Source organism: Campylobacter sp. RM16189, from assembly GCF_012978815.1.
GTDB lineage: Bacteria > Campylobacterota > Campylobacteria > Campylobacterales > Campylobacteraceae > Campylobacter_A.
Window position 1 is genome coordinate 159,081 of sequence record NZ_LIWR01000003.1, and the last position, 14,926, is coordinate 174,006.

Genomic DNA, 14,926 nt, shown 5'->3' on the forward strand with positions numbered 1-14,926 from the left:
AAACGGTTGAATCAAATATCTGTAAAAGAGAGTAAAGATATAGGCAAAAGATTAGATCTATTTTTGTCTGAAGAGCTTAAAATCTCAAGAAATCAAATTTTAAATTTAATTAAAAATGGCTGTGTAAGTCTAAATTCAAAGCCCATATTAAAGGGCTCGGCTAAGCTTAGTCTAGATGACGTTATAGATGTAAAAATTTTAGAATCAAATGATGAAAATTTAAATTTTAGTGCGGAATTTGAAGTGTCTATTTTGTATGAAGATGATGATTTGATAGTACTTAATAAGCCGCCAAATTTAGTTGTTCATCCAGCTCCGAGCGTTAAAGAGGCTACGCTTGTAGACTGGCTTGGAAAGAAAGGCTTTTTACTATCTACTTTAAGCGGAGAGAGTAGAGCGGGCATTGTTCATAGGCTTGATAAGGGCACTAGCGGAGCTATAGTCGTGGCTAAAAACAACCGTTCACACGTAGCGCTTTCGGCTCAGTTAAGCGATAAGACAATGGGCAGAATTTATCTTGCGATTACTGATTTGCCACTTAAAGAGGAGTGTGTGATAGAGCGAAAAATAGGGAGAAATCCGAATAATCGTTTAAAAAAAGCTATTACAATTGACGGAAGAAGCGCTAAGAGTGCCTTTGTAAATTTGATTCAAGAGAGCGGAGTAAATTTAATAGCAGCTAAGCTTTTTACCGGCAGAACTCATCAGATCAGAGTTCATTTAGCCAGCATTAACCGCCATATTTTGGGCGATACTTTATATGGGTTTAAGAGCGAAAACGATAAAATAAAAAGAGTTATGCTCCACGCCTACGGGCTTTACTTCACTCATCCCAATACAGGTAAAAGGATGGAATTTGTAGCTCCGCTTTGGGATGACTTTAATGAAATTTTATTTAATAAATTTAATAAGGAGATAGTTTATGAAAAGATCGATTTTAAAAGGCTTGATGCTATCTTTGGCAGTTGTAATCACTGGCTGTGTCTCGCCTAGTACACCTACACAAATCAATTCAAATTTGCCCACTGTTACTAGTTTAAAAACTATTAGCGATATGACTGAAATAGGCTTTGAATGGACTCCTACTACTACAACAGATGTAGCAGGATACTATCTTTACAGATCAAATTCTAACGAAAACAGCAGTAAAATGAAGGTTGTGGCCGATATAAAAGATCGCTTTGCAAGTCATTATGTGGATTCAAATTTGGCTCCAGAGACTACATATTCATATGAGATGAGAACTTATAACGCAAACAAGCAAATTTCAAATCCAGGTGTAGTTATAAGTGCAAGCACTAGACCTCTTATAGAGTCGGTGCCTTTTTTAAGAGCTCTTACTAATTTGCCGGAACGTGTGAAGTTAATATGGCGTCCGCATCCTGATTTAAGAGTGGCGTCTTATATAGTGGAAAAAGCAGATATTGGTAAAGATAATTGGAGACAGATAGCAGAAATTAAAGGAAGGCTTCATGCCGAATATATCGATGATAGCGTAAAATCAGGCAGAGGGTATAAATATAGAGTTTTTGTAAAAACAAGCACGGGAGTTATATCTAAACCAAGCGAGATAGTTGATTCTACTACAAAACCCCTTCCAAACAAAGTTGTAAATATACAAGCTACTACAAATGCTCCAAAAAAGATTATTATCACATGGGATAGCGTGGCGAGCGAAGACTTTGGATACTACAAAATTTATAGCACTTCAAATAAATTTTTGCCATATACATATCTTGCTAAAACCAAAACAAATAGCTACGAGGATTTAATTAACGAAAATGGCGCTACAAGGCTATATAAGATTACTATTGTAGATAAAGACGGACTTGAGTCTAAAAAGCCCGATGAAGCCGTTACAGGATCAACTCTGGCGGCCATAGACGCTCCTATAATATCATCCATAGTAGCTGATAGTTCAGCTGTAAAAGTTCAGTGGAGCGGACCAAAAGAGGCTAGAAGCTATACTGTAATCAGGGAAGGCGGAGAAGGAGAGAGAAGATTTACAAATATAACTAGTAATGAATTTATAGATACTGATGTCAATTATAGTCTAAAATATACATATAAAGTTATAGCTATAGACGAGTATGGCATAAGTTCTGATGAATCCCATAAAGCTATGGTAATTATAGAATAATGCCAAATTTTATAACTAAAAATTTAAAATCTTTAGCCTATCCGATTATTCAGGATGAGGTGGTTTTTGCATGGGAAGCAAGAGGCAGAAACTCTACTATTATCTATACTCAAAGTGGAATTGAAGAGTTTTTTGTGACTTTGAAAGAGCATAAAAATGGCTTTTTAGTAAAAGGCGATAAGATCACGAGACCTGCTCAAGTAGGGCTGCTGCAAAAGGCTTTGGTTAAATTTAAAGAGCTAAATTGCCAAGAAGTTTTAAGTGAGGCAATAGCTGTAAAAAAAACTCATTTAACGCAAAAAACTACTTATATTTCAGATACTAAAGAGCTTTTAAAAATTTTAAAAGAGCCAAGGCTATCTAAAATTTTTATAGAGATAGGATTTGGTTCCGGTAGACATCTACTCTGGCAAGCAGAAAAAAACCCCGATGCTTTGGTCATAGGCATAGAGGTCTATAAGCCATCTATCGAGCAGGTCGCAAAGCTTGCAAAGAGTAAAAATTTAAACAATGTAGTTCTTATCAATAGCGATGCTAGGTTGCTTTTGTCCTTGATCGATTCAAATTTCATAGATAAAATTTTTCTTCACTTTCCTGTGCCCTGGGATGACGCTCCTCATAGGCGAGTAGTTTCTGAAAAATTTATAAAAGAGTGCGAAAGAACTCTTAAAATAGGCGGTAGATTCGAGCTTAGAAGTGATAGCAGAAATTATACAGAGTACACTATATCTCAGCTTTTAAATTTGCATAGCTCAAAACTTATTGTGGATAAAAATAAATATCTTAATGTTTCAAGTAAATATGAGGATAGATGGAAAAAACAGCTTAAAGACATATATGATGTAACTTTTGAGTGCGAAATAAAAAGCGAGCCCTTAAAAACACTTAGCGAGATGAAATTTGAAGGCGGTTACGATATCAAGGCTATATCTAAAAATTTTAAAAATATAATTATTAAAAAAGATGACTGTTTTTTGCATATTGAAGAGAAATTTGAAAAAAGCGAGGATGAAATTTTGCTTCGCATATCTTTTGGCGCATTTTCTCAGCCAGAGCAGTGTTATCTACTGCTCACTCCTAAAAGGTGTGAATACTTTATCAAAAAGCCGCTTTTAACGAGAGAAAATTTAGAGGCACATTTTGCACTAAAGGAGTATTTGGCTAATGCAAAAGATTATTAGTTCCAGAGGTCTTTCGCTAGGTTATAATCAAAATGAGCTTATAGTTCAAAATGTGGATTTGGATATTAGCGCTAGCGATTTTGTAATAATAACGGGTAAAAGTGGTAGCGGAAAATCTACTATAATTAAGTCGCTTTACGGAGAGATTAAGCCATACTCCGGCTCTCTTGAAGTTTGCCTTGCCAATATGAACGGGATAAGTCAAAAAAAGCTTAGTGAGGTTAGGCAAAAAATCGGAATCATATTTCAAAACTACCGCTTGATAAATGAGTGGAGTGTCGAGAGAAATGTGATGCTACCGCTTATGATAAAGGGGCTTGCGCATAATGTATGTAAAAATCAAGCACATAAGCTGCTAAAGCATGTAAATTTACTACACAAGGCTCATAAATTTCCACTTGAACTAAGTGGAGGGGAGCAGCAGCGTGTGGCTATGGCTAGAGCTTTGGCTCATAATCCAAATCTGCTCTTATGCGATGAACCTACCGGAAATTTGGATGATTATTCAAGCGATGTTATATGGTCGCTTTTGCGTTCTGCAAGGGAATTTTTAGGCACTTGCGTGGTAGTAGTAACTCATAAAATCCCATCTACCTTAAGGGTGCATTATCGTCACTTCGTGATAGAAAACGGAGGTGTGCATGAGATCTCTTAAGAATCATTTTGGAGTTATCTTTCCTCTTGTTGCTCTTCTTTTTTGTATCCAGTTTATAACTCTTGTGGGTAATGTCATAAAAGATTATGAAAAACTGATGAGTGAGGATTATAACATCATAGTAGTTAGCTCAAAAGATCTGAATAGCTCTAATATAAAGCCTTTGGTAAGTGATTTTGAATCCATCGAGAGATTGGGTACAAAATCGGTTTTAGATAGACTTTCTAAAGATATTTCAGCCAAAAATTTAAATATTTTACAGAACTCTTTGCCTAAATTTTACTCCATTAAACTGCAAATTTTTCCAAGTGTTGAATATATGGAGGAGATTAAAGCAAAGCTTCTGAAAGTAAATGGCGTTAGTAGAGTGGAGACATTTTCAAAGACTCATAATAAGATTTATAAAATTTTAAATCTAATTAAAAAAATATCTGAAATTTTTTCTATTTTAATTGTTATTTTAGGACTTATGCTAGTGCTAAAACAGATGAGAATTTGGCTATACGAGCATAAGGAACGAATAGACATCATGACTCTTTTTGGCGCATCTTTTTGGCTAAAATCAGGAGTGCTATATAAGATGGCTGTAGTTGATTCTATTATTGCTGCTATTATTGTTACCGTATTTTACTATTTGCTGCCTGATTTTAATGTTGTAATTTTTATGATGGATGAGGTTAGTTTAAAAATTCCTAATGTGGACATAATATATGAAGGAGGTAGGCTACTTGCCATATCTTTGGCGCTTAGCATAATAGCAGTTTCTTTGGTTATGAGAGAGGCTAAAAAGAACAGCATATGAAAATTTTACTATTTTTATTATTTTTTTTAGGAGCATCATTTTGTGCTAGTACTGATGATAAAATTAAAGTGCAGACGTCATCTTTGCAACTTTCAAATCAAATAGCAAGTAAGCTAAATAAAAAATTAGATGACTTAGCTAAAGACATCAAGGATGGAGAGTCGGAACTAGAGAAAATAGATTCTAAAATGAAAGAGTTATTAGCTCAGATTGCTGAGCTTGAAAATAGAGCAAGCAGTGCAAATAGCGAGCTTAAAAAGCTAAATGAACAAAATAGCGAACTCTTGCAAAATCAAAGACTTATAGAGCAAAATATGATACGTATAATATCAGATCATTTTGCGTTTGATCTTATTGCACCAAAAGAGTATGAGGACAGCAACGAAAGCATAATCGCAACTGAAATTTTGGTTAATTTAAATAGCGTGATAAAAGATGATTTCAAAAATTTAGTTAAGGATTATGAAAAGACCACAAATTCAATCAAAGATCAAAATGATAAGATACAAAATATACAGGCTGATTTAAAAACTTATAAACAAAAGCGAACGGAGCTTGCGTTGCTTCAAAGTGAACAGTCTAAGACCGTGGCTAATTTAAAGCAAGATAGGCAGAGCTATTCTAAAAAATTATCTATGATTCAAGAGCAGCAAAAAGAGATAAGAAAGACTCTAGAGGAGCTTAAAATAGTCGCAAGACAAGAGGTTGAAGAGGCAAAGAGGCTAGCGGAGCAAAAAGAAGCCGAAAAAACAAAAAAAGATAAAAAGCATAAAAAAGATAAAGATACTAAAGATGAAAAAAACAATGGTTCTGTTAAGCAAGTGGGCTCAAGCTATCAGGCAAGTTTAGTGAAAAAATATAGCGGAGAAAAGACGATAGCCCCTCTTGATAGCTTTACTGTTAAGCAAAAATTCGGAAACTATATCGATCCTATATATAATATTAAAATTTTTAATGAGTCCGTAGTGCTAAGCTCTCAAACCGCTGATGCAAAGGTAAAAAGCGTATTAAATGGCAAAGTTGTATTCGCAAAGGATACGGCTATGCTGGATAAGGTTGTAATTATAGAAAATGCAAACGGAATTCATACTATCTATGCACATCTTAGCCAAATAGCGCCTACTGTAAAAGTTGGCAAAAAGGTTCAAAAAGGCTATGTCATAGGACGAGTATCAAAAGATCTAACATTTGAAGTAACTCAAAAAAATTACCATATAGATCCGCTTGAAATGATAACCCTTAAATAGATATTTGAGATAAAAGATTAGCAGAATTTAAACACTTTTTTGCTAAAATGCTTGAATTTTAAGGAGAATTTATGGAGCGTAAAAAGCGAATTTTAGTCAAATTTTCGGGTGAGGCATTAGCTGGAGAGAGTGGGTTTGGTATAGATAATTTAGTTTTAAAATTTATCGCCAAGCAGATAAAAGAGCTTGTGGAAAACGGCGTTGAAGTAGGCATAGTTATAGGCGGCGGAAATATTATAAGAGGTGTGAGTGCCGCAAAAGACGGTATCATCAAACGCACAAGCGGCGATCATATGGGTATGCTTGCAACCGTTATAAACTCAATTGCCATGAGAGAGGCGCTTGAAAAATCGGGTCTAAGCGTTCGCGTTCAAAGCGCCATCAAGATGGAGGCGATTTGCGAAACATTTATCGTGGGACGTGCACAAAGACACCTTGAAAAAGGACGCGTGGTAATCTTTGCCGCAGGAACGGGAAATCCGTTTTTTACAACTGATACGGCGGCAACTTTAAGGGCTATCGAGATCGATTCGGATATGATTATCAAAGCCACGAAAGTTGATGGAGTTTATGATAAGGATCCGAAGAAATTTGACGATGCAAAACTGCTAAGAGAGCTTACTTACGAACTGGCAATGAACGACAACATCAAGGTTATGGACGATACAGCCATAGCGCTTGCTAAGGATAACAAACTGCCGATTTTAGTATGCAATATGTTTAAGGACGGAAATTTATTAAGCATTATTAAAGGTGATGAAAACGCACTTTGTTCGGTAGTAAAAAATTAAAATAAAGATTAAGGAGAAATAATGAGAATAGAAGAGGTAGCCGCGAAAGCATTAAAAACGGTTGAAGGTGATAGATATAAGCTATCTTTAGTAGTGGCAAAACGCGCAGAAGCTTTGGCTGCAGGAGCTAAAAGTTTGCTTGATAAAGATGTAAGCAAGATGAAATTTGCAGATATTGCACTTTGCGAAATTGCCGAAGGAAAAATTAGTCTAGAGGCTATCATTGAAACAGCAAAATAGCGGGATTTTTTTAGAACAACTCATTGAAGATATAGTTGTTTGTAAGGATGTAGCCGGCGCTAGAGATATTTTAGCCTCTCTTTGTAATATTACCCCAAACATAGAAAAGGCTATTAGCTGCTGTATAACATCTCATGCTGGGCAATTTAGAAAGAGCGGAGAGCCTTACGCGATACACCCTATATTGGTATCTTCTATCGTGGCTCATATGGGTGGTGATGAGAGTATGATAATATCTGCTATCTTGCACGACGTAGTGGAGGATACGGATTGCTCTACTGAGACTGTCAGAGAGGAATTTGGAGAAGAGGTAGCAAAGCTGGTAGAGGGACTTACTAAAATTGTAGCCATTAGGGAGGATAAGCTGGCCAGTTCTGAGTCAAACGAGCGTCTAGCAGCCTCTGCTATGACATTTCGTAAGATGCTTTTAGTGTCTATTGAAGATGTTCGTGTGCTTGTAGTAAAGCTTTGCGATAGACTTCATAATATGATAACCCTAGATGCTTTAAGACCCGAAAAGCAAAAGCGAATCGCAGAAGAGACCCTTATGGTTTATGCTCCTATTGCTCACAGACTAGGAATCTCTTCCATAAAAAATATACTTGAGGATATAAGTTTTAAATATGCACTTCCTGAAGAGTATAAAAAAATAGACAAATATGTAGATGAGCATAAGCAAGAGCTTCAGTTAAAGCTAAATTCGTTTATAGAAAAGATTAGTCAAATTTTACTTCAAAACGGTTTTAATGAAAGCAGTTTTGATATACAAAAGCGTGTAAAGCATCACTATTCCATCTATCTTAAGATGCAAAGAAAGGGAATATCCATAGAGGAGGTTTTAGATCTTCTTGCAGCTAGAATTTTGGTCAGAGAGCCTCAGGATTGTTATTTGGCACTCGGGCTTTTGCATATAAATTTTAATCCTCTTATATCAAGATTTAAGGACTATATCGCACTTCCTAAGCAAAATGGATACCAAACTATTCATACTACAATTTTTGATAATAAAAGTATTTTTGAAGTCCAAATTCGCACCTTTGATATGCACAAAACCGCAGAATACGGAGTTGCAGCCCACTGGAAGTATAAAAGCGGAGGTTTTTTAAATCCTAAGCTTGATTGGCTAAGTGATATCGGTATGCAAAACGAGGGTGAAAATAATCCTGAAGAGCTATATGAGTATGCAAAAGATAGCCTATACGTAGAAGATATTGCCGTTTATTCGCCAAAGGGAGATATTTTTACTCTGCCGCGCGGAGCTACTGCACTTGATTACGCTTATGAGATTCATACAGAGATAGGACTGCATGCCAAAGAGGCTTATGTAAACCGCATTAGAGTTTCGCTTCTAACCGAGCTAAAAAATGGAGATATAGTAAATATTGTCACAGGAGACGAGCCAAAATACCGCTGCTCTTGGCTTGGAAGCGTAAAAACAGGCAAGGCAAAGGCTACCATAAGATCGCTTTGTAAGCAGAAAATCAGGGATATAAATAATATCATCGCACTTGAAATTTTAAGTGGAATTTTTGGGGTATCTACTAATAGAATCCTTGTTTGGTTAGAGAGTGAAAAGATGACAAAAAGAGTATTTAGAGCCGCCTATGACTCCGTATACCTTCAAGATGTCGTAAATGCTCTTAAAAAATATATAAAAAAAGATCGTCCATTTGCTCTTGCTTTAACAGATAAATATCTTGTTAGAAAGCAGAAATTTGATCATATAGTTATCTATTCAAACCATAAAATAAGTAGTGTAGAGTTTGATTACTGTTGCAATCCAAAAAGAGGCGATGATATTATGGGCTTTAGAAATGATCATCATGTAACCGTTCACCATAAGCTATGTGAGCGTGCTATGAAGTTAGCCGAAGATAAGAATGAGATGATTTTTGTAAAATGGACTAGAAATGCCCCTCATAGATATAAAATCATCCTAAGTCTTGAAAATCGCCGTGGTTCTTTGGCTGAGTTTTTAACATATATAGCTAGGTTGCAAGTAGATCTCGTTACTATAACGCTTTCTGAAGCAAACGACATTGCTGCGGATGTATTTAATCTAACTATAGAGCTTAATGAAAATTTGGATGTGAACGAAATTAAAGATAGACTAAGAGATCGTTATAAGATAATGGAATTCGTATCTCTTGATGATGCGTATAATTAAAATTTAAGGAGAAGAAGTGGCTGATATTGCAAAAATTATAGACGAGATAAAAAAGGGTGTTGCAGAGATAATTGGCGAAGAGCAGGTTATAGAGCTTGTAAAAAGATATTATGAAAAAGGCGAAAATTTTTATGTAAAAGCAGGCTTTGATCCTACTGCGCCAGATCTTCACCTAGGTCACTCCGTAGTGCTTACTAAAATGGCATTTCTTCAAAAGCATGGGGCTATAGTGCAGTTTTTAATAGGAGATTTTACTGGTCAAATAGGCGATCCAAGCGGTAAATCAGCCACTAGAAAGAAACTTGATAAAGAGACTGTGGCTAAAAACGCCAAGACTTATGAAGAGCAGGTTTTTAAAATTTTAGATCCTAAAAAAACTGTCATAATGTTTAACTCAAAGTGGTGTAACGAGCTTGGAGCGGCAGGTATTGTTGAATTAACAAGTACTTTTCCCGTGGCTAGAATGCTTGAGCGTGATGATTTTGAGAAGAGATTTAAGGCCGGCAGCTCCATATCCATAAGTGAGTTTTTATACCCTCTTTTACAAGGCTATGATAGTGTGGCGATGAAATGCGATATAGAGATGGGGGGAACAGACCAGAAATTTAACCTTTTAATGGGCAGAACCCTGCAAAGAATTTATAATATCGGAAAAGAGCAAGCGGTTATAATGATGCCACTTCTCGAGGGGCTTGACGGCGTAAATAAGATGAGTAAAAGCTTGGGTAATTATATAGGAGTAACGGATAATGCAAATGATATGTTTGGTAAAATTTTAAGCATTAGCGATGATCTTATGTGGAGATACTATGAGCTTTTGAGTGATAAAAGTGTGGATGAGATAAAGAGTCTAAAAGATGATGTTGATAGTGGCAAAGCACATCCAAAGGCTGTAAAAGAGGCTCTTGCATTAGAAATAACGGCACGCTATCATGGCGAATCGGTTGCCAACGAGGCTAAGGCTGAATTTGACCGAGTTCATACTCAAAATCAAATTCCGGCAGAGCTTGAAGAATTTAATCTTAAGGCTCCAGTTTGGATAGTCGAGGCTTTGGTTCATTGTAAATTAAGCTCTACAAATTCTCAAGCAAGACGAGATATAAGTGCAAATGCGGTTAGTATAGATCAAAAGAAAATTTCCGATGAACAGTTAAAACTTGGCGTTGGAGAGTATATTTTACAAGTAGGCAAGAGAAAATTTGCAAAACTAAAGGTAGTAGATGGAGTTTAAATCGATAAAAATTGGAAAATATGAGATAAAGTACCCGATAATTCAAGGCGGAATGGGGCTTGGTATAAGTTGGGACAAGCTGGCTGGCAACGTAAGCTTGGAAGGAGGACTAGGAGTAATAAGTTCTGTTGGTACCGGATATTATGAAAATAGAGCACATATAACCAAAGAGCTAAATTCAAAACCGCTTGGAAGTGAAAATTTCTATTCACGTGAGGGTCTTAAGGCTGTCATTGATAATGCTAGAAAAATTTGCGGAGATCTGCCTCTTGGAGTAAATATACTATATGCCAGCAACGATTATGCTAGAACTGTAAAAGATGCCTGCGAACACGGTATAAACATAATAATAAGTGGAGCCGGACTTCCTACAAACCTACCTGAATTTACACAAAATTTCAAAGATGTAGCACTAGTACCGATAGTCTCTTCTGCTAAAGCTTTAAAGATAATATGTAAACGTTGGACAATGAGATATAACCGTCTCCCTGATGCTGTGATTTTAGAAGGACCTCTTAGCGGAGGACATCAAGGCTTTACATACGAGCAATGCCTAGATCCAGAGTATCAACTTGAAAATCTAATAAAACCTGTTAAAGATGAGATAAAAGAGTGGGGCGATTTTCCGCTTTTTGCGGCGGGCGGCATCTGGGATAAAGATGATATAAAAAGAGTCTGTGATCTCGGTGCTGACGGAGTGCAGATGGGAACGAGATTTATAGGTACTCACGAGTGCGATGCGAGCAAAGATTTTAAGGATGCGATATTGAATGCGAAAAAAGAGGATATCGAGCTTATTAAAAGTCCGGTTGGATATCCTGCACGCGGAGTAAGGACTAATTTATTAGACTTAGTGGATAAAAAGGCTGGTCCAAAGATAAGTTGTATCAGTAATTGTGTGGCGCCTTGTCAACGCGGCAAAGAGGCTAAAGAGGTCGGGTATTGTATAGCCGATAGGCTTTTTGACGCATTTTCAGGAGTTAAAGAAACCGGACTATTTTTTACTGGTGCAAATGGGTATAAGCTAAACGAGATAATCAGTGTAAAAGAGCTTTTTAAAAAACTAATACATGGCGAAAATAATTAGGGTTATTTTATTTTTTTTGTTTATTGCTACAGTGGGAATTTGCTCTACTTTTGATGCTAGGATAAAGAATTTTGACGATAAATTTCTAAAGGCAAATAAAACTATCAAGCTTGAACTCCATCAGGATATGAAGGGATTATATATAAAGTCGGTCGTAGATAATGATGATAAAATCAGAGTCGAGATATTAAAAAGACTGATTGAAAGCTCAAAAGCATTAGGATTAGGCTCTAATCCGTATGAAAGAGAGCTGGAGTCATTAGTACAAGCGGCCCAAAAAGATAGTAAAAATAATAAAAAGTTACAAAAAGAGTCAAAGGGATCAAATCAGCCATTAATAACAGCTAAAGAAAATTACTCAAATAAATCAATTCAAATTCTAAAAGTTATCGAACATCCAAATGGCTTGGAGATAAAATTTAGTAGTCCTATTTTTGAAAGTAGTATAAAACATTTTAAACTGAATTCAAAAAACCATTTTAGAAATGTGTATGACTTAAACAGAGTCTGGATAAGTAAGCCTCAAGCTTTTAAAAATATAATATCTGATGAGATCAAAGTAAGCCAGTTTGATAAAAATACTATCAGAGTCTTATTTTCTCACAAAAAAGAGCAAAAAATAAATTTCAAAATAAAACAAAATTCTATATTTTTCGCGCTTGATAAAGTAGAATTGGAAAATTTAGCATCAAATTCAAAAAGTCAGCAAAAAACTGAACTTAAAGACGATAAGAGTAAAAAACAAAATTCTAATCTATCTAAAAAAATAGTTAAAACTAAGATTAGTACATCAAACAAGATCATAGTCCTTGACGCAGGACACGGTGGCGATGATCCTGGCGCGATAGGCGGCGCAAAACTTAAAGAGAAAAATATCGTCTTAAGCATAGCTCTTAAGGCGGGAGATGAGCTTAAAAAGCGCGGATACAAGGTGTATTACACCCGCACGAAAGATAAATTTATCAACCTTAGAAGCAGAACAAAGCTTGCAAACGATAAACTCGCCGATCTTTTCATATCCGTTCATGCAAATGCCGCACCAAATAAAGAAAAAGGCGCTGTTATGCAGGGTATCGAGACGTTTTTCCTCTCTCCTGCAAGAAGTGAGCGCAGCAAAAACGTAGCCGCACTTGAAAACAAATCAGACATAGATGAGATGAATTTCTTCTCCAAGCAGACCTTTTTAAACTTTTTAAACAGAGAAAAGATCATCGCTTCAAATAAGCTTGCCATAGACATTCAGAGAGAAGTGCTCGCACGCACCAAAAAGATAAACTCAAAAGTCGTCGACGGCGGAGTGAGAGAAGCGCCGTTTTGGGTGCTGGTAGGCGCGCTTATGCCTGCCGTTTTGATTGAGGTGGGGTACATCTCGCACCCTGATGAGGGCAAACTCATAGGCAAATCAAACTACCAAGATGCGATCGCTAAAGGTATCGCTGACGGCGTTGATGTCTATTTTGCAAATCAGCAATGAAAACAGCCAAAATTTCTTTTAAAGAGGGCATCGCATATAGCGAGAATTTTGGCGACATATACTTTAACAGCGACGATCCTGCAGGCGAGAGTAGATATGTATTTGCCAGTGCGATTGATGAAATTTGGGATAGTAAGCAGAAATTTATCATCGCCGAAGCGGGCTTTGGAGCAGGGCTTAATTTTTTAACAACACTAAACAAATTCAAAAACTCAAACAAATTTTTGCATTACGTCAGCATTGAAGCAAATCCTATAAGCAAGGAAGATCTTGCTAAAATTTATGAAAATTTAGGCGTTTTTAACGAGCTTTCAAGTGAGCTTATAAGCAACTATCCGCCTCTTATACGAGGATTTCATCGGCTAAATTTTGCAAATTCACGTATCACTCTTGATCTGTGCTTTGGCAAGATAGATCAAATTTTGCCCGAGCTTGATTTTAAGGCCGATATCTGGTTTATGGATGGGTTTGCACCCAGCAAGAATTCCGATATGTGGAGTGACGAGGTCTTTAAAGAGGTTACAAATTTAAGTAAATCTGGAGCGATTTTACGAACCTACTCTAGTGCTAAAGCCGTGCAAAATGCACTTGCTAAAAACGGCTTTAAAGTAAGCTTGCAAAAAGGTTTTGGCAAAAAGCGCAAGATGATAAGCGCCATACTTGAAGCCGCAAGCAACAACGTTAAAAATCCATGGTTTAGTAGATTTGATATCCAAAGTAGCGACAAAACTCCAAAGAACGCACTTATCATAGGTGGCGGAGTGGCAGGATGTGTGAGCGCTTATAAGCTAGCCCAGCTTGGCGTAAAAGTTACCATAGCTGAAAAATGCGAAGACATCGCTACAAACGGCTCCGGTAATCACTGCGGAATTTTGATGCCGCTTATCACAAAGCCTGAAGTAGAGCTTGGCAGGATGCACATGAACGCGTTTTTACAAGCGGTTAGGTTTTATAAAAAGGCTATGAGCAAGACTGAGTGTGAATTTAGGGGGTGCATAGACTATGCACACGATGAAAAGCTTTTAGCAAGGCTAGAAGAGTGGCTTAAATTTGATGATGAAAATGGAGTTTTTGATATAAATTTAAATAGCGCTCCTTATCCTAGTGCCTTTATAAAAGAAGGTGCCAAGGCTAGACCGCGAAAGATGTGCAAGACGGCAAGTAAGTGCGCTGATATCTTGCTTGGATATGAGTTTGAGAGCTATGAGGTTTTGCCTGATGGTAAAATTTCGGCGAAATTTAAAAACGGAAAAGCCATCATTAGCGATATGCTGATCCTAGCTCTTGGCAGCGATAGTATGGAGTTTTTCTCAAATTTTGACATGCAACTTAGCTCGGTTCGCGGGCAGGTCACGCACATAAAAGAGTCCGTAAAGACAAATTTGGCTTTTAGCGCTAAAGGCTATGTCTGCCCTGAGGTTGATGGCGTGCAAGTTGTCGGTGCAACTTATGATAGAAATTTAAAACTTGATGAGTCTAGAAGCAGTGACGATGAGAAAAATTTAGCCGATATAGGTGAGTTTTTGCAGGGTAAGAAGCCTAAAATTTTAGGCTCAAAAGTAGGCTATAGAAGCTATAGCGGAGATAGATTTCCGATTGTCGGAAGGCTTTATGACGACGAATTTTATAAAAATAGTTATAAAGCGCTTCTTTGGACGAAAAATAAAAGCGAAAATTTAAGCGCCAAATATATCCCAAATGTCTATATCAATACCGCTCACGGCTCGCGCGGACTCTGCACCGCCGTGCTTGCGGCTGAGCTCATCTGCGATCTTATGTTTGATCGACCGTTATGTATAGAAAAGAGCCTTTTTGACGCACTTCATCCAGCTAGATTTTTGATACGAAAGCTTAAAAAGGGCATTAAGTAGTTTTTAAAATTTAAACGCGATCTATGCAAATTAATTAGCA

Annotated in this window: 13 protein-coding genes; all 13 read left to right on the top strand. The window is 36.7% G+C overall.

Going from position 1 to position 14,926, the window contains the following annotated elements:
* The first annotated feature begins 6 nt into the window (after positions 1–6).
* Positions 7–993: an RluA family pseudouridine synthase gene (locus CDOM16189_RS02960; protein WP_211436561.1), complete on the top strand. Its 987-nt coding sequence runs from the start codon at positions 7–9 to the stop codon at positions 991–993.
* Positions 923–2,140 (top strand): fibronectin type III domain-containing protein, encoded by a 1,218-nt coding sequence (locus CDOM16189_RS02965; protein WP_169974189.1) that lies wholly within the window; start codon positions 923–925, stop codon positions 2,138–2,140. The genes CDOM16189_RS02960 and CDOM16189_RS02965 overlap by 71 nt, the downstream gene beginning before the upstream one ends.
* The gene (gene trmB, locus CDOM16189_RS02970) at positions 2,140–3,321 is read left to right on the top strand and encodes a tRNA (guanosine(46)-N7)-methyltransferase TrmB (RefSeq protein ID WP_169974187.1); all 1,182 of its coding nucleotides are present in this window, start codon (positions 2,140–2,142) and stop codon (positions 3,319–3,321) included. The genes CDOM16189_RS02965 and trmB overlap by 1 nt, the downstream gene beginning before the upstream one ends.
* A complete protein-coding gene (locus tag CDOM16189_RS02975; RefSeq protein ID WP_169974185.1) occupies positions 3,305–3,976 on the top strand; it encodes a cell division ATP-binding protein FtsE in 672 nt (223 codons plus the stop codon). Before trmB ends, CDOM16189_RS02975 begins: the two co-directional genes overlap by 17 nt.
* A complete protein-coding gene (locus tag CDOM16189_RS02980; RefSeq protein ID WP_169974183.1) occupies positions 3,963–4,778 on the top strand; it encodes an FtsX-like permease family protein in 816 nt (271 codons plus the stop codon). Before CDOM16189_RS02975 ends, CDOM16189_RS02980 begins: the two co-directional genes overlap by 14 nt.
* Positions 4,775–6,025 carry a murein hydrolase activator EnvC family protein gene (locus CDOM16189_RS02985; RefSeq protein WP_169974181.1) on the top strand — a complete coding sequence of 417 codons (1,251 nt, stop codon included), beginning with the start codon at positions 4,775–4,777 and terminating at the stop codon, positions 6,023–6,025. The genes CDOM16189_RS02980 and CDOM16189_RS02985 overlap by 4 nt, the downstream gene beginning before the upstream one ends.
* A gap of 71 nt (positions 6,026–6,096) precedes the next feature.
* The gene (gene pyrH, locus CDOM16189_RS02990) at positions 6,097–6,816 is read left to right on the top strand and encodes a UMP kinase (protein ID WP_169974179.1); all 720 of its coding nucleotides are present in this window, start codon (positions 6,097–6,099) and stop codon (positions 6,814–6,816) included.
* A 21-nt stretch (positions 6,817–6,837) separates the two neighbouring features.
* A complete protein-coding gene (locus CDOM16189_RS02995; protein WP_169974177.1) occupies positions 6,838–7,056 on the top strand; it encodes a DNA-directed RNA polymerase subunit omega in 219 nt (72 codons plus the stop codon).
* Positions 7,040–9,223 (top strand): RelA/SpoT family protein, encoded by a 2,184-nt coding sequence (locus CDOM16189_RS03000; protein WP_169974175.1) that lies wholly within the window; start codon positions 7,040–7,042, stop codon positions 9,221–9,223. Before CDOM16189_RS02995 ends, CDOM16189_RS03000 begins: the two co-directional genes overlap by 17 nt.
* Positions 9,224–9,239: 16 nt before the next feature.
* The gene (gene tyrS, locus CDOM16189_RS03005) at positions 9,240–10,454 is read left to right on the top strand and encodes a tyrosine--tRNA ligase (RefSeq protein ID WP_169974173.1); all 1,215 of its coding nucleotides are present in this window, start codon (positions 9,240–9,242) and stop codon (positions 10,452–10,454) included.
* Entirely contained in the window at positions 10,444–11,541 is a 1,098-nt protein-coding gene (locus CDOM16189_RS03010) for a nitronate monooxygenase (RefSeq protein ID WP_169974171.1), read from the top strand. Before tyrS ends, CDOM16189_RS03010 begins: the two co-directional genes overlap by 11 nt.
* A 16-nt stretch (positions 11,542–11,557) precedes the next feature.
* Entirely contained in the window at positions 11,558–13,015 is a 1,458-nt protein-coding gene (locus tag CDOM16189_RS03015; protein ID WP_249321495.1) for an N-acetylmuramoyl-L-alanine amidase family protein, read from the top strand.
* Positions 13,012–14,886 carry a bifunctional tRNA (5-methylaminomethyl-2-thiouridine)(34)-methyltransferase MnmC2/FAD-dependent 5-carboxymethylaminomethyl-2-thiouridine(34) oxidoreductase MnmC1 gene (gene mnmC, locus CDOM16189_RS03020; RefSeq protein WP_169974167.1) on the top strand — a complete coding sequence of 625 codons (1,875 nt, stop codon included), beginning with the start codon at positions 13,012–13,014 and terminating at the stop codon, positions 14,884–14,886. Before CDOM16189_RS03015 ends, mnmC begins: the two co-directional genes overlap by 4 nt.
* Positions 14,887–14,926: the final 40 nt, after the last annotated feature.

Excerpts from the sequence above, each read along its gene's own strand:
- CDOM16189_RS02985 (WP_169974181.1), top strand. The coding sequence starts at position 4,775 with ATGAAAATTTTACTATTTTTATTATTTTTTTTAGGAGCATCATTTTGT.
- CDOM16189_RS02980 (WP_169974183.1), top strand. The coding sequence starts at position 3,963 with ATGAGATCTCTTAAGAATCATTTTGGAGTTATCTTTCCTCTTGTTGCT.
- mnmC (WP_169974167.1), top strand. The coding sequence starts at position 13,012 with ATGAAAACAGCCAAAATTTCTTTTAAAGAGGGCATCGCATATAGCGAG.
- pyrH (WP_169974179.1), top strand. The coding sequence starts at position 6,097 with ATGGAGCGTAAAAAGCGAATTTTAGTCAAATTTTCGGGTGAGGCATTA.
- trmB (WP_169974187.1), top strand. The coding sequence starts at position 2,140 with ATGCCAAATTTTATAACTAAAAATTTAAAATCTTTAGCCTATCCGATT.
- CDOM16189_RS03010 (WP_169974171.1), top strand. The coding sequence starts at position 10,444 with ATGGAGTTTAAATCGATAAAAATTGGAAAATATGAGATAAAGTACCCG.
- CDOM16189_RS02995 (WP_169974177.1), top strand. The coding sequence starts at position 6,838 with ATGAGAATAGAAGAGGTAGCCGCGAAAGCATTAAAAACGGTTGAAGGT.
- CDOM16189_RS02965 (WP_169974189.1), top strand. The coding sequence starts at position 923 with ATGAAAAGATCGATTTTAAAAGGCTTGATGCTATCTTTGGCAGTTGTA.
- CDOM16189_RS02975 (WP_169974185.1), top strand. The coding sequence starts at position 3,305 with ATGCAAAAGATTATTAGTTCCAGAGGTCTTTCGCTAGGTTATAATCAA.